Raw genomic sequence first — 26091 nt, forward strand, 5'->3', positions numbered from 1 at the left:
GGTTCGTGCACGTAGTGGACAAGGTTTGTTATTCTGAGAGCCCGTGGGCATGACGGCCGTCCATCTGGACGGCCGGGGATCACAACGACCACGGGAGCCACTTTGCGCAGCGCCGCACACACCAAGCATCTGTTCGTCACCGGCGGCGTCGCCTCCAGTCTCGGCAAAGGGCTTACCGCCTCGAGCCTCGGGCGCCTTCTGAAACTCCGCGGGCTGCGGGTCACGATGCAGAAGCTCGACCCGTACCTCAACGTGGATCCGGGCACGATGAACCCGTTCCAGCACGGTGAGGTGTTCGTCACGGACGACGGAGCCGAGACCGACCTCGACGTCGGCCACTACGAGCGGTTCCTCGACACCGAGCTGCACGGCTCGGCCAACGTCACCACCGGCCAGGTCTACTCGAACGTGATCGCCAAGGAGCGGCGCGGCGAGTACCTCGGCGACACCGTCCAGGTCATCCCCCACATCACGAACGAGATCAAGGACCGCATCCGCGGCATGGCCGGCCCGGACGTCGACGTGGTCATCACCGAGGTCGGCGGCACGGTCGGGGACATCGAGTCGCTCCCCTTCCTCGAGGCCGTCCGGCAGGTCCGCCACGAGGTGGGCCGTGACAACGTCTTCTTCCTCCACGTCTCGCTGCTGCCGTACATCGGCCCGAGCGGCGAGCTGAAGACCAAGCCGACCCAGCACTCCGTGGCGGCGCTGCGCAGCATCGGCATCCAGCCCGACGCGATCGTCTGCCGCTCCGACCGGCCGATCACGACGAGCCTCAAGCGCAAGATCAGCCTGATGTGCGACGTGGACGAGGACGCCGTCGTCTCCGCCGTGGACGCCGCCTCGATCTACGACATCCCCAAGGTGCTGCACGCCGAGGGGCTCGACGCGTACGTCGTGCGCCGGCTCGGCCTGCCGTTCCGCGACGTGGACTGGACGCAGTGGGACCAGCTCCTGCGCCGGGTGCACCGCCCGGCCAAGGAGGTCACGATCGCCCTGGTCGGCAAGTACATCGACCTGCCGGACGCCTACCTCTCGGTCACGGAGGCGCTGCGGGCCGGCGGCTTCGCCAACGACGCGCGGGTCAACATCCGCTGGGTCAAGAGCGACGACTGCGAGTCCCCGGAGGGGGCGGCGCGCGAGCTCGACGGCGTCGACGGCGTGCTGATCCCGGGCGGGTTCGGGGTGCGCGGCATCGAGGGCAAGGTCGGCGCGATCCGGCACGCCCGCGAGAACGCCGTCCCGCTGCTCGGCATCTGCCTCGGCATGCAGTGCATGGTGATCGAGGCGGCGCGCAACCTGGCCGGCGTCGAGGGCGCGGGCAGCACCGAGTTCGACGCGGAGACCGCCGCCCCGGTGATCTCCACCATGGCCGACCAGGAGGACGTCGTCTCCGGCGAGCGCGACATGGGCGGCACGATGCGGCTCGGCCTCTACCCGGCCAAGCTGGCCGAGGGCTCGCTCGCCCGCCAGCTCTACGGCAAGGCCAAGGTGGAGGAGCGGCACCGCCACCGCTACGAGGTGAACAACTCCTTCCGCGAGCGCCTGGAGAAGGTCGGCATGGTGTTCTCCGGCCTCTCGCCGGACGGCCGCCTCGTCGAGTACGCCGAGCTCGCCAACGACCAGCACCCGTTCTTCATCGGCACCCAGGCCCACCCCGAGTTCCGGTCACGGCCCACCCGTCCGCACCCGCTGTTCAAGGGGCTGGTCGGCGCCGCGCTCGCGTACGCCGACGCGCGCGGGACCGCGGTGAAGGCGGGCCGGAACAAGTGAGGATCGAGGACGTCCAGGAGTCGTGGGAGGTCACGGACTCCAAGGAGCGCTTCACCGCCCGGGTGATCTCCGTACGGACCGACACGGTCCGCATGCCGGGCGACGAGACGGCCGACCGTGACTACGTCGTCCACCCGGGCTCGGTGGCGGTGCTCGCCATCGACGAGGACGACCGGGTGCTGATGATCCGTCAGTACCGCCACCCGGTGCGGCGCCTGCTCTGGGAGCTGCCCGCCGGGATCAGGGACGTGCCGGGCGAACCGCTGGTGGACTGCGCCGCCCGCGAGCTGGCCGAGGAGGCGGGCTACCGGGCGCGCACCTGGCACACGCTGGTCGACATCTACACCTCGCCCGGCATGTGCGACGAGCGCATCCGGATCTTCCTCGCCCGCGACCTGTCGCCGATCCCCGAGGAGGAGAACGACTACGTCCACCGGCACGAGGAGATCGGCATGCCGGTGGAGTGGGTTCCCCTGGGGGAGGCGGTGGAGAAGGCGATGACGGGAATGATCCACAATTCCCCCGCCATCGCCGGTATCCTCGCCGCGTACGCCGCCTCCGCCGACGGTTTCAAGGGGCTCCGCCCCGCCGACGCGCCGGAGGCCTGAGTCCGTAGGGGGACGTCCTGAGCGAGACGGAGGCCGTGCTGTCCAGCTACCTCGCCCATCTGGCGGTGGAGCGGGGCCTGGCCGCCAACACGCTCGCCTCCTACCGGCGTGACCTGCGGCGTTACGTCGACCATCTCCGGTCGCGTGGGCTCGACACGTTCGCCGACGTGGGCGAGTCCGACGTCGTCGCCTTCCTGACCGCGCTGCGGGAGGGCGACGACGAGCACCCCGCGCTGGTCGCCAGTTCGGCCGCGCGGGCCGTGTCCGCCGTGCGCGGCCTGCACCGGTTCGCGTTGCGCGAGGGGGTGGCCGGCCACGACCCGGCGCACGAGGTCCGCCCGCCGCGCCAGCTCCGCAGGCTGCCCAAGGCGATCACGGTCGGCGAGGTGGAACGGCTCATCGCCGCGTCCGGCCCCGAGGACTCGCCGCTCGCCCTCCGTAACCGCGCCCTCCTGGAGGTGCTGTACGGCACCGGCGCGCGCATCTCCGAGGCGGTCGGCCTCGCCGTGGACGACGTGTCGCTCGGCGCCGGGGCGGAGGACCAGGTCCGGCTGCGCGGCAAGGGGGGACGCACGCGGATCGTCCCCCTCGGGCGGTTCGCCCGCCAGGCGCTCGACGCGTACATGGTCAGGGCGCGGCCCCAGATCGCCGCGCACGGCCGGGGGACCTCGGGCCTGTTCCTGAACGCCCGGGGCGGCCGGTTGACCCGTCAGGGAGCCTGGGAGGTCCTGCAGCAGGCCGCCGAGCGCGCCGGGCTGTCCGGGGTTTCGCCGCATATGTTGCGACATTCGTTCGCAACCCACCTCCTTGACGGAGGGGCTGACGTTAGGGTGGTGCAGGAGTTGCTCGGGCACGCCTCGGTGACCACCACCCAGGTGTACACCTTGGTCACGGTCGACAAGCTCCGCGAAGTCTACGCGGCCGCCCACCCCCGCGCCCTGCGCTGAAAGGCGGCCGAATATCGCGTGTAAGGGCGCGGCGCCTTGCCGCATACGTGCCAAGCCTTTAAATTCGGTCGAGTTCGTGACCGTCAGGGAGGTTCATCAAGGTGACTGCGACCACCGATGCGACGTGGACCGCGGGACCCCCGGGCGGTGAGATCGGGCCCACCGGCCGCGTGCGTCCGGTCTTCCCCGACCCCAGCCCGCCGGAGACCCACGGCCCGGCGCGCATCGTCGCGATGGTGAACCAGAAGGGCGGCGTCGGCAAGACCACCACCACGATCAACCTGGGCGCCGCGCTCGCCGAGGTCGGGCAGCGGGTCCTCCTCGTCGACTTCGACCCGCAGGGCGCCCTCTCGGTCGGCCTCGGCATCGACCCGCGCCCGCTCGAGATGACGATCTACGACCTCCTCATGGAGGAGCCCGACGTCACCACCGAGGACGTCCTGCTCAACACCACGGTCGAGGGCATGGATCTGCTGCCGAGCAACATCTTCCTGTCCGGCGCGGAGATCAGGCTCGTCAACGAGGTCGCCAGGGAGTACGCCCTGCAGCGGTCGCTCGAGCCGCTGCTGCCGCACTACGACATCTGCCTGATCGACTGCCAGCCGTCGCTCGGCCTGCTCACCGTCAACGCGCTGACCTGCGCGCACAGCGTGATGATCCCGCTGGAGTGCGAGTTCTTCGCGCTGCGCGGCGTCGCCCTGCTGATGGAGTCCATCGGCAAGGTCCAGGAGCGGCTCAACAAGAACCTGGAGATCGACGGCCTGCTCGCCACCATGTACGACCCGCGCACGCTGCACGCCCGGGAAGTGCTCCAGACGATCATGCAGGGCTTCGGCGACAAGGTCTTCCACACGGTCATCAACCGGACCGTCCGCTTCCCGGACGCGACCCTGGCGGGCGAGCCGATCACCCAGTTCGACCCCGGCTCCATGGGCGCCACCGCGTACCGGGAGCTCGCTCGCGAGCTGCTCGCGCGCTGGCCCGCCCGCGTCTGACCCCGTCCCGAAACCCCGGCGCGGCGGGCCGATCCGTCCCCGGGGAGTGATGTCGTACGGGACAATGGGCGGCGTGACCGAGCAGCCCGCCACCGACGCGTTCCAGGTGCATCTGGACGTCTTCGAGGGCCCCTTCGACCTGCTGCTCGGGCTGATCTCCAAGCACAAGCTGGACATCACCGAGGTGTCCCTGCACAAGGTCACGGACGAGTTCATCTCCTACATCCGCTCCCGGGGGCCGGAGTGGGACCTCGACCAGACGAGTCACTTCCTGCTCGTCGCGGCGACCCTCCTGGACCTCAAGGCAGCCCGGCTGCTGCCCACCGGTGAGGTCGAGGACGAGGAGGACCTCGCCCTGCTGGAGGCGCGTGACCTGCTGTTCGCCCGGCTCCTGCAGTACCGGGCGTACAAGGAGGTCGCGAAGATCTTCTCGGCGCGGATGGCCGACGAGGCGCTGCGTTTCCCCCGGATCGTCCCGATGGAGCAGCGGTTCGCCAACCTGCTGCCCGAGCTGATCCTCGGCATCGGCCCGGAACGGCTGGCCAAGATCGCCGTCAAGGTCTTCACGCCCAAGGCGCCGCCGACGGTGTCCGTGCACCACATGTACCAACCGCTCGCCAGCGTCCGCGAACAGGCCGCTATCCTTGTCGAGCGGCTCAGGCTGGCCCGCACGGCCACCTTCCGGTCGCTGACCGCCGACTGCGCGGGCACGTACGAGGTCGTCGCGCGTTTCCTGGCCGTCCTGGAGCTGTTCAGGGAGGCCGCTGTCTCCTTCGAGCAGTTGGAGCCCCTCGGCGAGCTGTACGTGACCTGGACCGGCGCCGCCGACGGGGACGTGACCGTCGGCGACGACTACGACGAGGGCAAGAGGACCGACGATGAGTCCGAGTGAGTCCGAGCGCGTCGAGGACGCGACGGCCCTGGCCGGGCCCGGCCTCCGATCGGCGATCGAGGCCATCCTCCTCGTCGTGGACGAGCCGGTCGCCGAGGTGACGCTCGCGCAGGTCCTGGAGCGCCCGACCGTCGAGGTCGCGGCCGTCCTGCGCGATCTCTCCGCGGAATACACCGCCGCCGGGCGGGGTTTCGACCTTCGGGAGGTCGGCGGAGGCTGGCGCTTCTACACCCGGGCCGACTACGCCCCCGTGGTGGAGCGCTTCGTCCGGGACGGCCAGCAGGCGCGGCTCACCCAGGCCGCACTGGAGACCCTCGCCGTGGTCGCCTACCGCCAGCCCGTCAGCCGGGCCAGGGTGGCGGCGGTCCGCGGCGTCAACAGCGACGGGGTCATGCGGACCCTGGTGGCGCGCGGCCTCGTGGAGGAGGCCGGCACCGATCCGGAGAGCCAGGCCGTGCTCTACCGGACGACGAGTTACTTCCTGGAGAGGTTGGGCCTGCGGGACCTCGGCGAACTGCCGGAGCTCGCCCCCTTCCTCCCCGACGATGTGGAAACCCTAGAGGAGCAGAAGTAGTGGACAGCAGGCGTACCCCGTCCGGTGATGGACGCGGTCGGAGCCGGAACACCGGCGGGCGCGGCGGAGCGCGAGGCGGATCCCAGGGTGGGTCCCGCGCCGGAAGCGGCGGCGGGTTCCGTTCCCAGGCACCCCGTTCTGACAGATACGGCGACCGTGAGCGCCGGTACGACGACAACCGCGGCGGGTCCTTCCGCGCGGACGACCGCCAGCCCGCTCGGGGCGGCGAGCGCGACGGCTCCCGCGGATTCTCCCGCGACCGCGGCCCCGCCGGGGCCGGCCGGGGCGAGCGGGACTCCTTCCGCGGGGGGCGGTTCGGCCGGCCGGCCGGCGACCGCGATCGCGACTTCCGCGATCGCGACTCCCGCGACTCCCGCGACTCTCGCGACTCCCGCGACTCCCGCGACTCCCGCGACTCCCGCGATCGCGACCGTGACTTCCGGGACCGCGACCGCGGCTCACGCGGCCGCGACTTCGGCGAGCGTGACTTCCGCGGCCGGGACGGCCGTGACCGTGACTTCCGCGACCGCGAGCCGCGGGACGTCCGGCGCGACGACACCCGCGAGCGCGACGGGCGCCCGTCCGGATCGCGCGGGCGGTTCGGCCGCCCCGAGGGCGAGCGCCGCGAACGCCGTGAGCGCCGCGACGACGTGCAGACCATCGGCCGCACCGGCGGCGGTGGGGAGCGGGGCGGCTCCCGCGGCCGCTACGGCAGGGACAGCTCGCGTCGCGAGCTGCGCGAGGGCGGGCGCCCCGACTCCCGGGCCGGATCGCCGGCCGGGCGGCCCGGCGGCCGCCAGGCCGCCGCGGGCGAGAACCCGTTCAAGAGCGCCAGGCAGCCGCGCCGCGACCCGGACTTCTACGAGCCCGGCTACACCGACGAGCGCGACACCACCGAGGTGCCCGGCGGCGCCCGGCTGCAGAAGGTCCTCGCCCAGGCGGGCGTGGCCAGCCGCCGCGCCTGCGAGGAGATGATCGGCGACGGCCGCGTCACCGTCGACGGGCAGGTCGTTCGCCGCTTCGGCGCGCGGGTCGACCCGTCCAAGCAGGTCATCCACGTGGACGGCAAGCGCATCCCGACCGCGTCCGACCTCGTCTACTTCGCGCTCAACAAGCCGATCGGCGTGGTGAGCACGATGGAGGACCCCGAGGGACGGCCGTGCCTGCAGGACTTCGTGCAGGATCTCGCCCCGCGTCTCTTCCACGTCGGGCGGCTGGACACCGAGACCGAGGGCCTGCTGCTGTTCACCAACGACGGCGAGCTCGCCCACCGGCTCACCCACCCCAGCTACGGCGTGAAGAAGAAGTACTGGGCGAAGGTCCCCGGCCCGGTCCCGCGCGACCTGCACCGGGTGCTGCGCAAGGGCGTCGAGCTGGAGGACGGCCTGGCCAAGGTGGACGAGTTCCGCGTCGTCCAGGAGCACGGCCAGCAGGCGCTGGTCGAGGTGGTCCTGCACGAGGGGCGCAAGCACATCGTCCGCCGCCTGCTGGAGGAGACCGGCCACCGGGTGATCGACCTGGCCCGCATCGAGTTCGGCCCGGTCAAGCTGGGCCGGCTGAAGCCGGGCACGGTCCGCACCCTCAGCCTGCAGGAGGTCGGCGACCTCTACGCGGCGGTCGGCCTGTAGCCTGACCGGACGACAGAGGCCGGCGCGCCCAGCGGCGACGCGGGAGCGCGGTGGAACGAGAAGGGGATGACATGGTGCGGGCGATCCGGGGAGCCATCCAGGTCGACGGCAACGATCGCGAGTCGATCCTGGCCGGGACGACCGAGCTGGTGACCGAGGTGATGGCGCGCAACAAGCTCACCACCGACGACGTCATCAGCGTGATCTTCACGGCCACGCCGGACCTGACGGCGGAGTTCCCCGCGCTGGCCGCGCGGAAGCTGGGCTTCCACGACGTGCCGCTGCTCTGCGCGAGCGAGATCGACGTGCCGGGTGCCCTGCCGCGCGTGGTCCGGTTGATGGCCCACGTGGCCACCGACCGGCCCCGGCAGGAGATCCAGCACGTCTATCTCCGGGGCGCGGTCGCCCTCAGGGTCGACATCGCCCAGTAGATCGTCCGGGGGCCGACGAGGCCGGCCCGGGCCCCCGAGAGGCGGGCACGCCGCTCGGGTGAAGCGAGCACCATAAGTTGGGCCAGGTATCGCAGCCGGAGAGGGCGGCACAAAGCGCCTCGGGTACGACGGAACCTGGCGACAGGGACCTGAAGGGCCTCCGGCGAGCCGGGGCCCCTACGACACGGCACGGTAGGGCGAGCATCATGACTCCCATCCAGGACGGCACGATCGGCAGCGTCGTCGTTGTCGGCACCGGTTTGATCGGCACCTCTGTCGCGCTGGCGCTGCGCGAGCGCGACGTGCGGGTCTACCTCGCCGACCGCGACCCCGCCGCCGTACGGCTGGCGCGGGAGCTCGGCGCGGGCGAGGAGTGGACGCCCGGCGCCACCGCCGACCTCGCGGTCATCGCCGTGCCGCCCCAGTTCGTCGCCGCGCAGCTGCTCGACCTGCAGAAGAACGGCGCCGCCCGCTGCTACACCGACGTGGCGAGCGTCAAGGCGCTCCCGGTGAGCCAGGCGGACGAGCTCGGGTGTGACCTGGCCGCGTTCGTGCCGGGCCACCCGCTGGCCGGGCGCGAGCGGTCGGGACCCGCGGCCGCCCGGGCCGACCTGTTCCTGGGCCGCCCCTGGGCGCTGTGCCCCACTCCCGACACGTCGGCGAACGCCGTACGGACCGTGCAGGAGCTGGTGGCGCTGTGCGGCGGGAACGCCGTCACGGTGGACGCCGCCGAGCACGACCGCGCGGTGGCCGTCATCTCCCACGCCCCGCACGTGACCGCGGCGGCCGTGGCCGCGCGGCTGGCCGAGGCGTCGGAGACGGCGCTCGGGCTGTCCGGGCAGGGCGTGCGGGACGTCACGCGCATCGCGGCGGGCGACCCCGCGCTGTGGACCGGCATCCTGTCCGGCAACGCCGTACCGGTGGCCGAGGTGCTCGAACGCGTGGCGGCCGATCTCGCCGCCGCCGCGCGCTCGCTGCGCGGCCACGCGGGGGAGGGCGCGGCCGTCTCCGAGGTGACCGACCTGCTGACCCGCGGCGTGGTGGGCACCGGGCGGATCCCCGGCAAGCACGGCGGACCGGCCCGTACTTATGCGGTCGTCCAGGTCGTGATCGGCGACCGGCCGGGCGAGCTGGCCCGGCTGGTGCAGGCCGCGGGCGAGACCGGGGTCAACATCGAGGACATCCGGCTGGAGCACGCGCCGGGGCTGCCTCTCGGCGCCGCCGAGCTGTACGTCCAGCCGGAGGCGGCGGCCGGGCTGGCCGAGGAGCTGCGCGCCCGCGGCTGGCAGGTGCCCTGACACGGGGCCGATGCCCCGGCGTCGTGGCCGTCTCGTGATCGCCGGCGATCGCCGCCGATGCGCGGGGGATCGGCGAGTGCCGGTACTCTCGGGGGCGGACAACGTCGGAGTGCATCTTGACGCGCTCTTGAGGCAGAGGAGCGATCGTGTCGGGTCTGGTCGTCGCGATGGACGGGCCTTCCGGGTCGGGTAAGTCGAGCGCGTCGCGCGGCGTCGCGCGGGCGCTGGGGCTGCGTTACCTCGACACCGGCGCGATGTACCGCGCGGTCACCTGGTGGGTGCTCCAGCAGGGGATCGACCTGGCGGACCCGGAGGCGATCGCGAGCCGGGCGGCCGAGCCGCGGCTGGTCATGAGCACCGACCCGGACGCCCCGGGTGTCACCGTGGACGGCGTCGACGTGAACGGCCCGATCCGCGGGGCCGAGGTCACGGGGGCCGTCTCCGCGGTGAGCGCCGTCCCCGAGGTGCGCGCGCGAATGGTCGCCCTGCAGCGCGAGATCATCGCCGGGACGCTCGCCTCCGGCGGCATCGTCGTGGAGGGGCGCGACATCGGCACCGTGGTGGCCCCGGACGCCGCGGTCAAGGTCTTCCTGACCGCCAGCGCCGAGGCCCGCGCCACCCGCCGTACGGCCGAGCTGACCGGCACCACGGTGGAGGCGCAGAAGGCCGAGATGGCGCGGCGGGACACGCTGGACTCCACCCGGCGGGCGGACCCGCTGGCCAAGGCGGCGGACGCCGTCGAACTGGACACGACGCCGCTGGACCTCGACGAGGTGATCGCCGAGGTGCTGCGGCTGGTAAAGGAACGAGCCTGATCGCCGAAAGGGCCGGGATCCCCGGCCCCGACGGGCAGGAGGGCACGAAGCGAACCTGATCCTCTCCGGATCGGGAGAGGAAGCGATGAGCAGGGACGTGACGGGGGAATACGGAGACGAGGCCGGCTGGATCGAGGCCGAGCTCGCCGATCTCGCCGCAGACGAGACCGAGGAGGCGCCCGACAGCGGGCCGCTGCCGGTCGTGGCCGTGGTCGGCCGCCCCAACGTGGGCAAATCCACGCTGGTCAACCGGATCATCGGCCGCCGCGAGGCGGTCGTCGAGGACGTGCCGGGCGTCACGCGGGACCGGGTCACCTACGAGGCGACCTGGCGGGGGCGCCGGTTCACCCTGGTGGACACGGGCGGCTGGGACCCGGACGCCACGGGCATGGCGCTCCGCATCGCCGAGCAGGCGCAGATCGCGGCCGAGCTGGCCGACGTGATCCTGTTCGTGGTGGACGCCAGTGTCGGCGTGACCGACTCCGACGAGGCGGTCGGCGCCGTGCTGCGGCGTTCCGGCAAGCCCGTCGTGCTGGCCGCCAACAAGGTGGACAACCAGCTCATGGAGCTGGAGGCGGCCGGGCTCTGGTCGCTCGGCCTGGGCGAGCCGTACCCGGTGTCGGCGCTGCACGGCCGGGCCAGCGGCGACCTGCTCGACGTGGTGCTCGACGCGCTGCCCGAGACGCCGCCGCAGACGTTCGGCGCGCAGAGCGGCCCGCGCCGGGTCGCCCTGCTGGGCAAGCCCAACGTCGGCAAGTCGTCCCTGCTGAACAAGGTGGCGGGCGAGGAGCGGGTCCTGGTGGACCCGATGGCCGGCACGACCCGCGACCCGGTGGACGAACTGGTCGAGCTGGGTGGCCGGACGTACCGCTTCGTCGACACGGCCGGCATCCGCCGCCGTGACCGCGAGCTCAAGGGCGCCGACTTCTACGCGGCGATGCGTACGCGGGCCGCGCTGGAGCGCTCGGAGGTGGCGATCGTGCTGATCGACGCCTCGGACACGCTGACCGAGCAGGACCTGCGCATCATCAGCCTGGTGATCGAGTCCGGCCGCTGCATGGTGATCGCCTTCAACAAGTGGGACCTGGTCGACGAGGACCGCCGCTACTACCTGGAGAAGGAGATCGACCGGCAGCTCGTCCGCACGCCGTGGGCGCTGCGGGTCAACATCTCCGCCAAGACGGGCCGGCACGTCGAGAAGCTGACCCCGGCGATCGAGCGCGCCCTCGACTCCTGGGGGACGCGGGTGCCCACCGCGCGGCTCAACCAGTTCCTCACCGAGCTGGTGCAGGCGACGCCGCCGCCGGTGCGCGGCGGCAAGCAGCCCAAGATCCTGTTCGCGACCCAGGCGTCCACCGAGCCGCCGAAGTTCGTGCTGTTCACTTCCGGCTTCCTGGAGGAGACCTACCGCCGGTTCATCGAGCGCCGGCTCCGCGAGGAGTTCGGCTTCGCCGGATCTCCGATCGAGGTCACGATGAAGATCCGGGAGAAGCGCAAGGGCAAGTGACCCCGCGGTGCGCTCCGCGGCCGACGGCCGCGGGGCGTGCCGGGCCGGTTGGTAGGGCTGGCCCTACCAACCGGACGCCGGTGGGCAGGTTCGTCCGCCGGCCTGGGAATCCCTAGTTTTATTGACATGCGACGATCTCTGCGTCGGCTCGGCGCCGACTCCGCCTACCTGCTGCTGGGCTTGCCCCTCGCGGTCGCCGTCTTCTGCGTGCTCATCGTCGGAATCTCGGCCGGCCTGGGGATGGCGGTGACGGTGATCGGCATCCCGCTGCTCGCCCTCACCCTGCTCGGGGTTCGCACCTTCGGCGACATCGAGCGGGTGCGGATCAGCGGCGTGCTCCGCAAGCCGGTGTCCCGGCCGCGCTACCCGGAGGCGCCCGCGGGCGCCGGCTGGCTGCGCCGTACGGCCAACCCGATCCTGAGCGGCCAGTCCTGGCTGGACGCGCTGCACGCGTTCCTGATCTTCCCTGTGGCGATCGTGACGTTCGTCGTGACCATCGTCTGGTGGGCGACCGCGCTTTTCGGCCTGCTGTACCCCCTCTACGGCTCGATCACCTCCAGCATCCCGGGCAACCACCAGCTCCCCGAGCTGCTCGGGTTCGGCACGGGATACGCCGTCGACAGCGTCTTCTACGTCATCGTCGGGCTCGTCTTCGCGATCACCCTCGTCCCGGTCATGCGGGGCTGCGCCGTACTGCAGGCGTCGCTGGGCCGGACGCTGCTGAGCGGGGTGGCGGAGCTGCAGGAGCGCATCGAGGGGCTGACCCAGGGCCGCAACGCCGCCGTCCACGCCGAGGCGGACGCGCTGCGCCGGCTGGAGCGCGACATCCACGACGGGCCGCAGCAGCGCCTGGTGCACCTGGCGATGGAGCTGTCCCGGGCGCAGCGGGAGCTGCAGCGGGACGCGAGCGCGGCGCACGAGACCATCGGCCAGGCCATCACCGCGACCCGGGAGACCCTCGACGAGCTGCGGGCGCTCTCACGCGGCATCGCCCCGCCGATCCTCGCCGACCGGGGGCTGGCCCCTGCGCTGGCCGCCCTGGCGAGCCGCTGCACCGTGCCGGTGGAGCTGGACGTGCAGGTCGAGGAGCGGTTCCCGGCGCTGGTGGAGAACACCGTCTACTTCCTGACCGCCGAGGCGCTCACCAACGTGGCCAAGCACAGCCGGGCCACCATCTGCTCGGTGACCCTCACCAGGGTCGGGGACTCGCTGCTGCTCACCATCGGCGACGACGGGGTCGGCGGCGCGCACGTCGCCAAGGGGCACGGCCTGGCCGGCCTGGCCGACCGGGTCCGCGTCGTCGAGGGTGAGCTGACCGTCAACTCGCCGGCCGGTGGGCCGACGCTGATCGTCGCGGAGGTGCCGTGCGCGTAGTCGTGGCGGATGACGCCGTCCTGATCCGGGAGGGCCTGGTCCGCCTTCTGGAGGAGTTCGGCTGTGAGGTGGTGGCGGCGGTCGGCACGGGCGTGGATCTCGTGCGGGCCGTCGTCGAGCACCGGCCGGACGTCTCCGTCGTGGACGTGCGGATGCCGCCGTCCTTCACGGACGAGGGGCTGCGGGCCGCGGTCGAGGCCCGGCAGAAGGTGCCCGGCGCGCCGGTGCTGATCCTCTCCCAGTACGTCGAGGTCTCCTACGCCGACGACCTGCTGGCCGACGCCCGGGGCGCGGTCGGCTACCTGCTGAAGGACCGGGTCGTGGACGTCGAGGAGTTCATGGAGGGGCTGCGCCGGGTCGCCGGGGGCGGCACCGTCTTCGACCCGCAGGTGGTCGCCCAGCTCATGGTGCGCCGCCGCAGGGACGACCCCCTGGTCTCGCTCACCCCGCGCGAGCGCGAGGTGCTCGCCCTGATGGCGGAGGGCAGGTCCAACCCGGCGATCAGCCGCCAGCTCGTGGTCACCGAGGGCGCGGTCGAGAAGCACGTGCGCGGCATCTTCCAGAAGCTCGGCCTGTACGCCGAGGACACCGACCAGCACCGCCGTGTCCTGGCGGTGCTGGCCTACCTGCGCTCCTGAGCCGCGTCAGGCGTGTACGGCCGAGGGCGTGGCGCGGACGGCTCCCTTGGCGAGCGCCCGTGCCCGGTGGACCAGGACGGCGGCGACGCCGAGGATGGTGACGCCCACGAGGGAGTGGAACCCGAGGACGATCAGCCCGCCCGTGGTGCTCCGTTCGTCGGTGTGCCCGGCCATCTCGGCGAGCGAGAAGATGACGAAGAGCTGGACCGCGATCAGTGCGAACGGCGTGATCGACAGGGTGACCAGCCGGGCACCGGCCCGGGCGATCGCCGCGACGATCGTGGTCAGCAGGGACAGCAGCGGGACGACCATCTCGCCGACCATGATGTGGTAGTCGATCAACGCGCCCTCTGTTCCCGGCAGGGGTGCGGGCCGCTCGAACGCGCCGAACGTGACGAGATAGAAAAGGGCGAGCACGGTGACCAACTGAACCACCGTGAAGCCGTAGTAGACCTTGCGCATGGGGCTCCTCGGATGAGTGGAACGGGCCCCGGGGGTTTGTGGACGGGGCGATCACGCTCATCCTGCGCCGTGCCGCGTCCCGTGCGCACGGGACCGGCGCCCCTGCGGTCCGGGAAGGACGCCCGGCCGTCTCGGGACCGCTACGGCCGCCTGGCGGCCCGTCCGGGGAGGAGCAGGGCCCACAGCGCGCCCGCGGCGCACAGCACCGCGGTGATCAGGAAGATCTCGCTGTACTCCGTGTGCAGCGCGGTGTGCACCTTGGCCGTGTACTCGGCGAGCCTCCGGGCGTACTCGGCGGCGTCCACCCCGATCGGGAGCGGCGTGTCGAGGTGGGCGGTGAGCGACTGGAACCGGTGGAAGCCCCACGCGGACAGCGCGGCCACCCCCAGCAGCATGCCCATCATCCGGGCCACCACGACCGCCGCCGAGGCGACGCCGTGCCGCGCGGACGGCACGACCCGCAGCACCGCCGAGGACACCGGCGCGACGACCAGGCCGAGCCCAAGCCCCGCGACGACCAGGTCGACGTCCATGCGCGAGCCCGCCGCGGCGAGGTCCAGCGGCCACTGGGAGATCCGCACGTAGCCGACGGCGGCGACGGCGAGGCCGCACGCGGCGATCGCGCGCTCGCCGAACCTCCCCGCCAGCAGGCCGCCGAGCAGCGCGGCGACGGCGAGCGCGACGAGGAACCGGGTCAGGACGAGCGCGCCGCCCACCGTGTCCAGGCCGAGCAGGGTCTGCGCGGTGAACTGCACGTCTACCAACGTGACCAGCAGCGCCGCGCCCGCGAGGAAACTGACGCCGAGAGTCGCGATCACCGGTCGCCGCGCCGTCCCCGACAGGTCGAGCAGCCGGACCGGAGAGCGGGCCTCCCAGACGGCGAACGCCGCCGCCGCGACCAGCCCGGCCACCAGGCACGGCACGCCCCACGGCGGGAGCACGCCGCGGTCCGGCGAGGGGTTGTACAGCCCGGCGACGAGCAGCCCGAGGGCCGCGGCGAGGAGCAGACCGCCGGTGACGTCGACCCTGGCCCCGCCGTACGGCGCCCGCCCGCCGGGGACGCCGCGCTGGACGGCCACCGCGGCGAGCGCGGCCAGCGGGATGTTGACCCAGAAGATGAGCCGCCACCCGCCGGTCGGCAGGCCCAGCCAGGCCGTACCGGCGGGGATCAGCGAGGCGAGGGCCACGCCGTACAGGGGGCCGAGGACGCTGCCGAGCTCCTGCGCGGCGCCCACCGCGCCCAGCGCCACGGGGCGGGAGCGCTCCTCCCACAGGTCGCCGATGAGCGCCATCGTGATCGGGAGCAGCGCGCCTCCCGCGACGCCCTGGAGCCCGCGGCCCGCCACCAGCATGGGCACGTCCCCGGCCAGCGCGGTGACCAGCGAGCCGGCGGCGAACCCGGCCAGGCAGGCGTGGATGAGGGGCCGCCTGCCGTACCGGTCGGACAGCCCGCCGAGCAGCGGCATCGCGGCGACGTAGCCGAGCAGGAACCCGGTCACGATCGGCGTGGCCCGCTCCAGGTGGTTCAGCGGGACCCCGGCGTCCCTGGCGACGTCGATGAGCACGGTGACCACGACGTACGCGTCGAGCGCGGCGAGCAGCACGGCGGTGCCGCCGACACCGAGCGCGATCCTGCGGGCGGCGGACGCGGGGGCGGCGGCGGGCACGGCGTCCGGCGAGGGGGAGGCGGTCATGTGGTCAGGACACCGGCGGCTTGATCGTCACCGGCGCGTCGTAGTCGGCGAGGTTCACGACGACCTTGCCTCCGGTGAGCGGGAGGTCCATCTTGAGCAGCCGTCCGGTGGCCTTGTCGAGCCAGACGGTGCCGTTGACGCCCTGCGCGATGCCGGGGATCAGCTTGGCCAGGATCTGCTGGGAGAGCGTGACCGGGACGCGGTAGGCCTCCGTGCCCGCGATCTTCTCGACGCCCTCGGTCCGCGCGTCGGTGGCGCCGGACAGCAGCGCGGGAAGCCCGGTCAGCACGGCGGAGGGGTCGTAGATCGCGGCGAGCTCCTCGCGGGTCATCCGCTGGAAGCCGCCGGTCGGGCCCTTGAAGTGGACCGCGTCCCCGACCAGGACGAACTCCAGCTCCTGGAGTGAGCCCATGATGTCGATCTGGAGGGTGCCCTTCGCGTCGCCCTCCTTGGTGAGGCTGCCCTCGGCGTGCTTGACCGATACGGACGGCTTGCCCTCGGTCTCGATGGTGAACCCGACGGTCTTGACCGCCGCCATCGCCGTGGCGGCCTTCTTCATCAGGTCGGGTCCGGCGGGCAGGCCGGCCTCCGCCGACCCGCCGCACGCCGGCACCAGGAGGACGGCGAGGGCGAGCCAGACGGCGCCTGCCAGGCGTCGTGTCAGGAGTCTTGTCACAGGCGGATCGTAGCGATCGGGGCCCCGCCCGGCGCAGCGTCGCGACGTATCGGTTTGGCACCATGACCCAGGGCGGCCGGGCATTTCCGGCGTATGGCACACGCCGGGCGGGCGGCAGAGGTCAGGAGGCCTTTCCGGCGCGGACCCGCTGGAGGTGGTCCACGATCGGGGCGTAGATCGTCTCCAGGGCGGTGACCTGGTCGGCGGTGAGCCGGTCGATGAAGTGGTGGCGCACGCTCGCCACGTGGTCCCACGCGACCCGCTGGATGGTCTCCCAGCCCAGACCGGTGAGCACGGCGAACATGCCGCGCCGGTCGTCCTCGCAGTGCTCCCTGGTCACCAGCCCGGCCGCCTCCATGCGCGAAATCTGGTGCGAGAGCCTGCTGCGCGACTGCACGGTGGCGTCGGCGAGGTCGCTCATGCGCATCCGGTGCCGGGGGCTCTCCGAGAGGTTGACCAGGATCTCGTAGTCGTTCAGCGACAGACCGGCCTCATGGAGCTCGCGGTCGAGCTGGTGGGACAGCAGCCGGTGAACGGTCAGGTGCGCGCGCCAGGCCCGCTGCTCCTGAGAGCTGAGCCAGCGAGGGTCGTCCATGCCGACCAGCATAAGATCACGCCGCCGCGGCGTGTCCTGCGACGACGGCGCACGCGGTGCGACCCGGGGCGTGGGGGTCACACCCGGGCGGCGGCGGCCCGGCCGCCGAGGAGCCGCAGCCGGGCGGGGCTGTCGGTGATCGCGCCCGCGATGACGCTGCCCGCCGTCCATTCGAGCAGGTGCCGGCCCTCCCACTCCAGGGCGGCGCCGTCGTCGAGCGGCAGGCCGGACAGGTCGGTCTCCCGCAGTCGGTCGAGGGTGAGCTCGCCCCGCTTCACCAGGGCCTCCTTGCGCACCCACTGCCGGATGAGCTTGCGGTTGTCCTGTCCCACCAGGCGGGCCTCGGCGGGGGTGAGCGCGATGGAGGCCAGGCTCTGGTCGGCCGGCCCCTCCGTGGCGTGCTCGGCGTCCACGCCGACCCGGCCGTGTCCCACCGCGGCGCACACGTACCCCCTGGTGTGGGACATGCTCACGGACAGGTCCGGCTCCTCCGCGAACCGCGGCCGGCCGTGCGGCCCGCCGCACTGCTCGCAGCTCTGCACCAGCGTGAGCAGGCAGGCGCGGGTGCCGAGGAACTCGGCCGCGCAGTGCCGTACGAGGAGGTGGGCGGCGACGAAGTCGAGCCGGTCCCGCTCGCGGGTGAAGCGGTCGGCCCGGGCGCGCTCGGCGTCGGTGAGCGTCCCCCCGACCATGTCGAGGACCTCGTCGGTGTGGCCGGCGAAGATCAGGGGGGAGCGCACGGCCTCACCTTATTCGAGCATTGTGACCAACGCGTAAATCGTAGGCCTCCTGTGGCCGCCCGAGGTCGTCGGCCCGGCAGGCACGGGAGCGGACCGGTCCCGTGCCGGCCAGGTGGTTGCGGGGGCCGCTTCCGGCCGGGCCGGAGGGGTCAGCCGAGCAGCCCGCCCATCCACGCCTCGATCTCGTCCGCGCGCCTGGGCAGGCCCACCGACATGAGACGCGCGCCGTCGGCGGTGATGACGAGGTCGTCCTCGATGCGCACACCGATGCCGCGCAGCTCGGGCGGCAGCGTGAGGTCGTCGGGCTGCAGATAGAGGCCGGGTTCCACGGTGAGCACCTGACCCTCCTCCAGCACGCCGTCGAGGTAGGCGTCCGCCCGCGCCGCCGCGCAGTCGTGGACGTCCAGGCCGAGCATGTGCCCGCTGCTGCAGAGGGTGTAGCGCCGGTAGAGGCCGCTTTCCAGGTCGGGGTCGGACAGTACGCCCCAGTCGTGCAGGCCCTCGGCGATCACGCGCATCGCGGCCTGGTGGAACTCGCGGAACCGGACGCCCGGACGCAGGGTCGCGATCGCCGCGTCCTGCGCCGCCAGGACGAGGTCGTACACCTGCCGCTGCAGCGGGCTGAACCGGCCGGACAGCGGCAGCGTGCGGGTGATGTCGGCGGTGTAGAGGTTGTCGCTCTCCACGCCCGCGTCCAGGAGCAGCAGCTCGTCGGGGTTCAACCGCCCGTCGTTGCGGATCCAGTGCAGCACGCAGGCGTGCGCGCCCGAGGCCACGATCGACTGGTAGCCGACCGCGTTGCCCTCCAACCGGGAGCGCAGCCCGAAGACCCCCTCGATGTACCGCTCGCCGCGCGGGTGGGCGATCGCGGCGGGCAGCGCCCGGACCACGTCCTCGAAGCCGCGGGCGGTGGCGTCGACCGCGTGCTGCAGCTCCGCGACCTCCCACTCGTCCTTGATGAGCCGCATCTCGGCCAGGAACGCGGCGAACTCGCCGTCGCCCTCTCCGGGCGACACCAGGGCGTCGATCGAGCCGTCCCCGCCGCGCAGCACCCGTGCGGGCCCGGAGAGCGCGTCGGGCAGGCGGTCGATGTGGACGCACTCGATCTGGTAGAGCTCCTCGGCCTCGGTGAGGTCGGGCCGGCGGCCCACCCAGAACTCGCCGTACCGGCGGTCGCGGTAGAACTCCTGCCCCTCCGAGCGCGGCGACCTCGGCCTCATGAAGAGCCGCGCCGCGCCGGACGGCTCGACCACCAGCACGTTGTCCGGCTCCTGAGCCCCCGTCAGATACGTGAACGCGCTGTGCGAGCGGAACCGGTAGTCGTCGTCGTTGCTGCGGACCTTGAGCGTCCCGGAGGGGACGACCAGCCGCTCCCCGGGGAAGCGCGCGGCCAGCGCGGCCCGGCGCTTGGCGGTGTACGCGGCGAGGGGCAGCGGCTGCACGTCGGTCCGGGCGGTGTCGGCCCAGCCGGTCGTCATGAACTCCGCGAGGGCCTCGGTGACCGGAAGGTCGTGGCTTCCGGTGTTGAGCTTGTCCGTCATCGTTGTCTCCGGGTGGCGGGCAATAGTGGTATTTCACACATTACTGATTCGGGTGGTCACCCGATTCTCCTCCACTCACGTCGGGGCGCTCTCCGCCAGGGGCCCCGTCCCGCCGTGATCCGCGCGTCCCTGATCCACGACGCGCATAGGGGGAGCCCGTCCAGGGCAATGGTGAGGGAAAACATGCCGGGCCGGAGCCGAGGTGGTGCCGATGCTGATCAGAACAGTTCTGCGGCGCAAGGGTACGGACGTGGTGACCGTGCGGCCGGACGCCACGGTCACCGAACTGCTGGCCGTCCTGGGGGAGCGGAACATCGGGGCGGTGGTCGTCTCGGAGGACGGCCTGACCATCACCGGCATCGTCTCCGAACGCGACGTCGTGCGCCGGCTGGCCGACCGCGGCGCCGCGGTCCTCGACCTCCCCGTCTCCGCGATCATGACGTCTGTGGTCCACACCTGCACCCCCGAGGCGAACGTGGACGAGCTCCGCCGCACCATGACGAACCACCGCGTCCGGCACGTCCCGGTCGTACGGGAGGGGCGGCTCGTCGGCATCGTCAGCATCGGCGACGTCGTCAAGAGCAGCATCGACGAACTGGAGACGGAGAACGAGGCCCTGGTCGGCTACATCCGCGGCTGACCGCCCCGATCGGAAAGGGGAAGGGGCCCGGCACGCGCCGGGCCCCTCCTCGTCTCACCGGACGGGAACCGGGGGCGTCTCGCGGACGCCCCCGGACCGTCCTCGCCTCCCGCCTCGCGGTCCGGCCGGGCGGCCGGACCGCGAGCCGGCCTCATTTGATGGTGATCTTGTCCACCTCCACGGTGATGCCGCGTACCTGCGGGGTCGAGGTCGCCGTCGTCACCTCGCCGGTGCCGGCGGACGAGCCCTGGACCGTGAACGAGTAGGTCAGGGTGCCGCCGGGCGCGCCCGGCGTGCTGGTGATCCGGTAGTCGCTCGTCGGCGCGCCGGTGATCTGGCTGCCCGCCGTGCCGTCGGCGTTCTCCGCCCCGACCGTCAGGCCGGAGTCGTCGCCCGGGTAGGGCGGCCGCGCGGCCGGGTTGTAGGCGAAGCTGATGTCCTCGGTGCCGTTGACCCCGATCCACTGCTGGAAGGCCCGTACGGTGCTGTCCCCGTACAGGCGGACGCGCCACTCGATGACCACCCAGCGGTGGACGCCGTCCGTCAGCGTCCCCGCGTACACGCCCGGCGCCCCGCGGCCGTCCAGGTCGGTCCAGTACGGCGCGAGCACGTTGTTGGGCGGGGTCCGGTCGGGCAGCGTCTGCGGAACGTACGCGATGTCCGCCGCGCCGGTCGTGCCGCCCGCGACCGTGTAGCCGTTCGAGACGACCCCGAGCCGCGTGTACGTCTTGCCGGCGTAGACGAAGGCCGGGACGGTGAAGTTGATCGCCTCCTCGTCGCCGATCGGCGTCGGTGTGATGCCGAGGCTCGCCAGCGGGAGCCAGCCGCCCGCCGGGTTGGTCCCCGGAGCGATGACCGGCCGGTCGGGCTGCCGTCCCGCGAGGGTGGTCTTCGCGGTGACGAGGCGGTTCCCGGTCAGGGTGGCGCCGGTGGCCCCGGTGGCCTTCAGCTTCGTGTTGAGCGTGCTGACCGCGGTGACCTCGGCGTCCTGCAGGGTGTTGTTCTTCACGGACACGGTGCAGGTGGAGACGCCGGTGTTCTTCGCGATCGTGTCGGGCGCGCAGGTCTGGTCGATCGGCACCGCGCCCTGCTGGCGGTAGAACGCGACCGGCAGGTGCTGCGCCCGGTCGCCGTTGACCTGCTTGAGGTCCACCTGGCCGAAGTACTGCCCCTCGGGCAGGTCCGGCGCGGCGATGACGATGGTGATCGTGGCGCTCTTGCCGGGCTTGACGTTGAACACCGACGGGGACACCGTGATGCTCGCCCCGCTGACGGTGGTGCCGCTCGCGCGGTAGACGACCGTCTTGTTCGTCGCGTTGACGAGCGTGCGCTTCGTGGTGATCACACCGGGCATGATCGGCGCGTTCACCGAGGGCAGGTTGAGGTCGATCCGGCTCATCGGGTCGGTCGCCGAGGCCGCGTAGTTGCCCGCGGTCTCGTCCAGGGTCAGCCCGGTGTCGGCGGCCTTGGACAGGTCGACGCGGCCGCCTCCGTAGTCGAACGGGTCGGCGGGGGTGGTCCGGTCCTGCTTGGTGACCTTCGTCGTGGCCGTCGTCTCCAGCGCCGACTTGATCTGGCCGGGCGTCCAGTCCGGGTGCAGGGCCGCCATCAGCGCCCCGGCGCCCGCCACGTGCGGCGACGACATCGACGTGCCGGCGATGACCTGGTACAGGTTGCCGGGCGGACCCTCAACCTCCGATTCCGGCGTCGGCGTCTGGCCGGCGAGGATGTGCAGGCCGGGCGCGGTCACGTCCGGCTTGAGGAAGTCGCCGCCGGGGCCGCGCGAGGAGAACGTGGTCATGGCGTCGCCCTGCCACGTCGCCTTCTCGCCCTGCGTGAAGCTCGCCGTCGCGCCCGGGTGGGCGGCGACGAAGGCCAGCAGCGCGTCGGTCTCCGGCTTGTCGATGTGGACGGTGGGCACCCAGTGGTTGTCCGTCATCACGTCGAGCGGCGAGGAGTTGTAGAGGATCATCCCCGCGGCGCCGCCCTTCTTGACCGTGGCGCTCTTGAGCACCCGGTTCGGGCCCCGCTCACAGGCGACGATCTTCCCGGTGAACAGCCCGGCCGGAGGCGTGCGCACGCACAGCGCGTCGCTGTACGGCGGGGCCGAGGCGAGCACGATCGGCAGCGGCGTCGCAGCGCCCGAGGTGATCGACGCGCCCTTGATCGTGGCGGTCGCGCCGCCGCCGGAGAGGGTGATCGTCGACTGGAAGGTGCGCGACTGGGTCGAGGCGGCCACCGTCGTGACCCACGGGCTGCGGTGGTCGGTCGTGTTCGCGCCCGGGCCGGCGTTACCGGCCGAGGCGGCCACGAAGACGCCCGCCGCGTACGCGTCGAGGAACGCCAGCTCGACCGGGTCGCTGTAGGGGTCCGACCCGCCGGAGATCGAGAAGTTGATCACCCGGACGCCGTCCGCGATCGCCTGGGCCACCGCGGCCGCGGAGTCGGACTGGTAGCAGCCCCCGGCGCCGCACACCTTGTACGCCGCCACGTGGGCGGCCGGCGCCACGCCGTGGATCGCGCCGCGGTCGATGCCGAGCGGGTTCGCGTGCTCGACCGGGCCGCCGGCCGAGGTGGTGGCGGTGTGCGTCCCGTGGCCGTTGGAGTCGCGGGCGCTGTCGGGGTAGACCTCGCCGCCCACCAGCGCGTTGTACGTCGCGAGGAAGGGCTGGCCGGAGATCAGCTTGTTGTTGCAGACGAAGACGTCGGTCGCCGGGGTCAGCGGGTTGTCCCCGAAGGAGCAGGTACGCGGGGTGCCGTCGGCCTTCGGCGGGGGAGAGGGCAGGTTGCCCGGGTCGGCGAACGACGGGTGCTCGGGCCAGACGCCAGAGTCGAGGATGCCGACGATCACGCCCTTGCCGGACGAGTTCGTCCCGCCGAGCCGGCTGTATATCGCGTCGGCGCCCATGAACGAGGCGCTGGAGTCGGTGAGCGGCTGCTCCAGCTTGTCCTGTTGCACCGCCGCGACCCCGGGGAGCTTCAACAGCTCGGCGGCCTTCTCGCCGGGCAGGGTGAGCGCCACGCCGCCGTACACGGTGTGGAGCCGCTGGCCCACCTTCGCGTCGGGGATCTTCTTGGACAGCTCGCCGAGGAAGGCGTTCTCGACCTCCTCGATGTGCTTGCCGTACTTGGCCGCGTCGGCGCTCTTGAGGTCGAGGGACTTTCCGGTGACCGACGGGCTCGTGCCGGGCAGGCCCGGCAGGTCGCCCCGGTACGCCGCGAGCGAGTCGTAGTCCAGCTTCACGACGACGTTCACCGGCGCCGACGAGCGTGACTCCAGCAGTTGCGCGTCGCTCTTGGCCAGCCGCCCGCTCGGCGACTTGGCTCCCTGGACGCGATCATCCGCGTTGAGCGCGGTGGCCGACCAGGATCCGGTGGGGTCGGGGGTCGGCTCCGCCGTCGCGGATGCCGCGGGGATCGTCGCCGCGACGAGAGTGAGACCGCTCGCGACGGCGGCCAGGCGTAAGTAGGTGGACGGGGTCTTCCTTGACACGAACACCTCCCATGAGGGCGCTGCGCTGATCGCCGCCCGGAAGGTGGGTGTCGTGCACCGCCGCCCTGAACGCGCGGGAAGGCACACGACCCTCCCCCTGGGCGACGAGTGGCCGGCCGCCCCGTAAGGCGACTGGACCTGACTGGGAGTCTAACTAGAGATCAAAAATAGGTATAGATCACTATTTATGCCGACTTTATGTGGCTCTTTGGGTGGAAGTTGCCAAGCCGTACACTCGATCTCGTGAAGCTCAAGCTTGATCTCCATGACATCTACAACAACAGCCGCGAGATCGACCGGGCGCTGCGCGGAGTGATCCAGGAGGCGGTACGGATCAAGGCGACGCAGGTGGAGATCATCCCCGGAAAGGGATCGGGCCAGCTCAAGAAGAAGGTGCTGCGGTTCCTGGAGCAGAAGGAGATCAAGGCGCTTTATCACCGCATCGACAAGGACGCGAAGAACCACGGCCGGCTGTTCGTGTACTTCCAGTGGAAATGAGCGCTCGCGGCGCCTACCAGGCGTAACGCTTACCTCGGATGTCCCGTTGCGGCTGCCCGCAACGGAGCCCGGTGTGGGCCCGCATCCGGGACGCCGGGCCAAGGGGTGTCGGCGACATTGCTCGCCGTGTGGGCGTCTTGCCATACTCGGCCTTGCCGAGGGGGCGGCCTTTCCTTACGCGAAGGGCGGAGAGACGGATGAGCGAGCAACCGACGGGTCGGTCGGACGGTGCGGACGGCGGCCCGTCTCCCGTCTGGGGTCAGCAGCCGGGTCAGCCGGGACCTGGTGAGCAGGTTTGGGGACCGTCACCGGGTCAGCCGGGACCTGGTGAGCAGGTTTGGGGACCGTCACCGGGTCAGCCGGGACCTGACCAGCAGGTTTGGGGACCGCCACCGGGCCAGCCCGGACCTGCTGACCAGGTATGGGGGCCGCCGCCGGGGCAGCCCGGACCTGCCCAGCACGTGTGGGGTCAGCAACCGGGACAACCGGGGCCCGTCCAGCACGGCTGGGGGCCGCCACCGGCGGCGAGTCCGAAGAGCGGCCTGTCCAAGGGCTGCCTGATCTCGCTTGTGGTGGTCGGAATCATCGCGGTCCTGGGTATCGCGGGCGTCGTCGCCGGTGGCCTGTTCCTGGCGAACAAGGTCAACGATGTCGCAGGTCAGGGCTCGCCCGGATCCGACAAGCTGCCGCAGACGATCGACGGTCTCACCCTCAGCAAGGGTGGTGTGACCGGGTTCGCGTGCAGCCTCGGAGGGGGCGCGATGAACGACGTTTCCGAGGCCGGCAGCATCGGTTCGTACTGCTATGTCGCGGAGGAGGGCAATGGGTTCGCCATGGCTCTCGCGGGCAGGGGCGAGGCCTTCGACATGACCTGGTCCTCGATGCTCTCCAACGTCGGTGGTGGGGCGGAGCCGAAGAACGTCAACGGCGCCAAGTGCATCCATGACACGGATGCGACGGCGATCTGTGTCGCGAGCAAGGGGGACGTCTCGGCCCTCGTGGTGACCTCAGGTGGCGTCAGTGAGGACACCGCGGCCAAGATCGCGGTGGTCGTCGCCAAGAACGTCGGTTGAACCGGCTCCACGCCGAATGCGCCCGGGCGGTGACCGCGCGGAGGCATGTTCCGCGCGTTGGAACGGTTCGCGGCGGGCGCCGGTAGGTCCGGGGTCACAGCTTGCGGAAGGACCGGGCCTCGGCCGCGGCGGCGAGCACGCCCTCCAGTGGGGCGCCGCCCGCCGCCGCGACCGCCGCCGAGATCGCCCCCTCGACGAACGGCACGTCCGCGATCACGACGGAACCGGGGCTCTCCAGGAGCCGCGCGGTCAGCACGGAGCTGCCGAGATCCGGGATCAGGACCACGCCGTCCCCCTGGTCCACCTTGGCGACGGCCGCCATGACCTTGTCCACGCTCGTGCCGACCCCGCCGTCGTCCGCGCCTCCCGCCGCCGCCACCGGCACGTCCACGCCGCAGATGCTCCTGGCCAGCTCGGCCGCCTCTGAGGCCAGGCCGCCGCTGTGTGAAATGAGAACGATGCCCACCATCGCGGTCTCCTGTGCGCTCCTTCCGTGTTCCCGTGAGTCTGCCCCACGGTCGTGATCTCCCGTTCAGGGGCGACTCTCCGAGCGCGGCGAGCGGCGGGTCGCGACGGCCCTGAGCGCGCCGACGATGAGCGCCGTCGAGGCCGCCCCCGGGTCCTCGTGCCCGGCGCTGCGTGCCCCGAGATAGCTGGCCCGCCCCTTGCGCGCCACGAGCGGGACCGTCGCCTTCGCGCCCTCCTCGGCCGCCGCCGCGGCGGCCGCGAACGCCTCCTCCGGATCGCCGCCCGCGTCCACGGTCCGGGCCATCGCCCGGGCGGCCGGGGCCAGCGCGTCCACCATCGTCTTGTCGCCCTCCTCCGCGCCGCCCAGCCTGCGTACGCCCGCGAGCCCCGCCTCCAACGCGGACGCGAGCTCGGCGGCCGACACGTCGGCGGCGTCGCCGAGCGCCTTGCCCATATCGCGGAAGGCGGTGCCGTACAGGGGGCCGGAGGCCCCGCCGACCTTGCGGATCAGCGTGGACCCGGCCAGGACGAGCACGCCGCCCGGCGTGTCCGGCGGACGGGCGGCCAGCGCCTCGGCGACGGCGGCGAAGCCCCGGTCGAGGTTGGTCCCGTGGTCGGCGTCGCCGATGGCGGCGTCCAACCGGGTGAGATGGTCGCGACCGGCCCGTACGGCGGCCGTGATCTCCTCCATCCAGATGACGAAGAACCGCGTGTCCAAGGGGGACTCCTGA

General features: G+C 72.2%; 25 protein-coding genes. 16 read left to right on the top strand and 9 right to left on the bottom strand.

Annotated elements, in window-relative coordinates:
• Positions 1–102: 102 nt before the first annotated feature.
• The 13 genes from pyrG to AWQ68_RS30435 all read left to right on the top strand — a co-directional run bounded on the left by pyrG (position 103) and on the right by AWQ68_RS30435 (position 13480).
• Positions 103–1773: a CTP synthase gene (gene pyrG, locus AWQ68_RS30375; protein ID WP_066946845.1), complete on the top strand. Its 1671-nt coding sequence runs from the start codon at positions 103–105 to the stop codon at positions 1771–1773.
• Complete coding sequence (locus AWQ68_RS30380; RefSeq protein WP_066946848.1) at positions 1770–2381, top strand: NUDIX domain-containing protein; 612 nt, start codon at positions 1770–1772, stop codon at positions 2379–2381. The genes pyrG and AWQ68_RS30380 overlap by 4 nt, the downstream gene beginning before the upstream one ends.
• 35 nt (positions 2382–2416) lie before the next feature.
• Positions 2417–3328 carry a site-specific tyrosine recombinase XerD gene (gene xerD / locus AWQ68_RS30385; RefSeq protein WP_245656218.1) on the top strand — a complete coding sequence of 304 codons (912 nt, stop codon included), beginning with the start codon at positions 2417–2419 and terminating at the stop codon, positions 3326–3328.
• Positions 3329–3480: 152 nt separating this feature from the next.
• Entirely contained in the window at positions 3481–4323 is an 843-nt protein-coding gene (locus AWQ68_RS30390; RefSeq protein ID WP_281217791.1) for a ParA family protein, read from the top strand.
• Positions 4324–4387: 64 nt separating this feature from the next.
• Positions 4388–5215: a segregation and condensation protein A gene (locus AWQ68_RS30395; protein ID WP_218007104.1), complete on the top strand. Its 828-nt coding sequence runs from the start codon at positions 4388–4390 to the stop codon at positions 5213–5215.
• Entirely contained in the window at positions 5202–5789 is a 588-nt protein-coding gene (scpB, locus tag AWQ68_RS30400; RefSeq protein WP_066946860.1) for an SMC-Scp complex subunit ScpB, read from the top strand. The genes AWQ68_RS30395 and scpB overlap by 14 nt, the downstream gene beginning before the upstream one ends.
• A complete protein-coding gene (locus AWQ68_RS41425) occupies positions 5789–7417 on the top strand; it encodes a pseudouridine synthase (RefSeq protein WP_084464571.1) in 1629 nt (542 codons plus the stop codon). The genes scpB and AWQ68_RS41425 overlap by 1 nt, the downstream gene beginning before the upstream one ends.
• 71 nt (positions 7418–7488) lie before the next feature.
• Entirely contained in the window at positions 7489–7848 is a 360-nt protein-coding gene (gene aroH, locus AWQ68_RS30410; RefSeq protein WP_066946862.1) for a chorismate mutase, read from the top strand.
• A 206-nt stretch (positions 7849–8054) separates the two neighbouring features.
• Entirely contained in the window at positions 8055–9146 is a 1092-nt protein-coding gene (locus AWQ68_RS30415; RefSeq protein WP_066946865.1) for a prephenate dehydrogenase, read from the top strand.
• Between the two features lie 167 nt (positions 9147–9313).
• Positions 9314–9961, top strand: a complete 648-nt coding sequence (cmk, locus tag AWQ68_RS30420; protein WP_066947005.1) for a (d)CMP kinase — start codon at positions 9314–9316, stop codon at positions 9959–9961.
• Between the two features lie 85 nt (positions 9962–10046).
• Complete coding sequence (gene der, locus AWQ68_RS30425; RefSeq protein ID WP_066946868.1) at positions 10047–11468, top strand: ribosome biogenesis GTPase Der; 1422 nt, start codon at positions 10047–10049, stop codon at positions 11466–11468.
• 126 nt (positions 11469–11594) lie between these two features.
• A complete protein-coding gene (locus tag AWQ68_RS30430; protein WP_066946870.1) occupies positions 11595–12842 on the top strand; it encodes a sensor histidine kinase in 1248 nt (415 codons plus the stop codon).
• Positions 12833–13480 carry a response regulator gene (locus AWQ68_RS30435; RefSeq protein WP_066946873.1) on the top strand — a complete coding sequence of 216 codons (648 nt, stop codon included), beginning with the start codon at positions 12833–12835 and terminating at the stop codon, positions 13478–13480. Before AWQ68_RS30430 ends, AWQ68_RS30435 begins: the two co-directional genes overlap by 10 nt.
• Before the next feature lie 6 nt (positions 13481–13486).
• On the opposite strand, the gene AWQ68_RS30440 is transcribed toward AWQ68_RS30435, so the two are convergent.
• From AWQ68_RS30440 to AWQ68_RS30465, 6 genes are all read right to left on the bottom strand, one after another.
• Positions 13487–13942 carry a DUF6220 domain-containing protein gene (locus tag AWQ68_RS30440; RefSeq protein ID WP_066946876.1) on the bottom strand — a complete coding sequence of 152 codons (456 nt, stop codon included), beginning with the start codon at positions 13940–13942 and terminating at the stop codon, positions 13487–13489.
• A 140-nt stretch (positions 13943–14082) separates the two neighbouring features.
• On the bottom strand, positions 14083–15636 hold the full coding sequence (locus AWQ68_RS30445) for an MFS transporter (protein ID WP_066946879.1): 1554 nt from the start codon (positions 15634–15636) through the stop codon (positions 14083–14085).
• 4 nt (positions 15637–15640) lie between these two features.
• Positions 15641–16312, bottom strand: coding sequence for an LppX_LprAFG lipoprotein (locus tag AWQ68_RS30450; RefSeq protein ID WP_245656221.1), 672 nt, complete (start codon positions 16310–16312; stop codon positions 15641–15643).
• Positions 16313–16433: 121 nt separating this feature from the next.
• On the bottom strand, positions 16434–16907 hold the full coding sequence (locus AWQ68_RS30455; protein WP_157545933.1) for a MarR family winged helix-turn-helix transcriptional regulator: 474 nt from the start codon (positions 16905–16907) through the stop codon (positions 16434–16436).
• A 77-nt stretch (positions 16908–16984) separates the two neighbouring features.
• Entirely contained in the window at positions 16985–17647 is a 663-nt protein-coding gene (locus AWQ68_RS30460) for a 4'-phosphopantetheinyl transferase family protein (RefSeq protein ID WP_066946885.1), read from the bottom strand.
• A gap of 149 nt (positions 17648–17796) precedes the next feature.
• The gene (locus tag AWQ68_RS30465) at positions 17797–19188 is read right to left on the bottom strand and encodes an aminopeptidase P family protein (protein WP_066946887.1); all 1392 of its coding nucleotides are present in this window, start codon (positions 19186–19188) and stop codon (positions 17797–17799) included.
• Positions 19189–19399: 211 nt separating this feature from the next.
• On the opposite strand from AWQ68_RS30465, the gene AWQ68_RS30470 reads away from it, so the two are divergent.
• On the top strand, positions 19400–19828 hold the full coding sequence (locus AWQ68_RS30470; RefSeq protein WP_066947009.1) for a CBS domain-containing protein: 429 nt from the start codon (positions 19400–19402) through the stop codon (positions 19826–19828).
• A gap of 151 nt (positions 19829–19979) precedes the next feature.
• Here the strand turns inward: AWQ68_RS30470 and AWQ68_RS30475 are convergent, their stop codons facing one another.
• Positions 19980–23321, bottom strand: coding sequence for a S8 family serine peptidase (locus AWQ68_RS30475; RefSeq protein ID WP_245656223.1), 3342 nt, complete (start codon positions 23319–23321; stop codon positions 19980–19982).
• Positions 23322–23564: 243 nt separating this feature from the next.
• Here AWQ68_RS30475 and AWQ68_RS30480 point away from each other — a divergent pair, with 243 nt between their 5' ends.
• Positions 23565–23819: a Smr/MutS family protein gene (locus tag AWQ68_RS30480; protein WP_066946890.1), complete on the top strand. Its 255-nt coding sequence runs from the start codon at positions 23565–23567 to the stop codon at positions 23817–23819.
• A 569-nt stretch (positions 23820–24388) separates the two neighbouring features.
• Positions 24389–24892, top strand: a complete 504-nt coding sequence (locus tag AWQ68_RS30485; protein WP_066946891.1) for a hypothetical protein — start codon at positions 24389–24391, stop codon at positions 24890–24892.
• Positions 24893–24986: 94 nt separating this feature from the next.
• On the opposite strand, the gene AWQ68_RS30490 is transcribed toward AWQ68_RS30485, so the two are convergent.
• Positions 24987–25361 (bottom strand): PTS-dependent dihydroxyacetone kinase phosphotransferase subunit DhaM, encoded by a 375-nt coding sequence (locus tag AWQ68_RS30490; RefSeq protein WP_066946895.1) that lies wholly within the window; start codon positions 25359–25361, stop codon positions 24987–24989.
• A gap of 63 nt (positions 25362–25424) precedes the next feature.
• Positions 25425–26078, bottom strand: a complete 654-nt coding sequence (gene dhaL, locus AWQ68_RS30495) for a dihydroxyacetone kinase subunit DhaL (RefSeq protein WP_245656225.1) — start codon at positions 26076–26078, stop codon at positions 25425–25427.
• Positions 26079–26091 lie beyond the last annotated feature (13 nt).

The organism is Microtetraspora fusca (assembly GCF_001570365.1).
GTDB lineage: Bacteria > Actinomycetota > Actinomycetes > Streptosporangiales > Streptosporangiaceae > Microtetraspora > Microtetraspora fusca.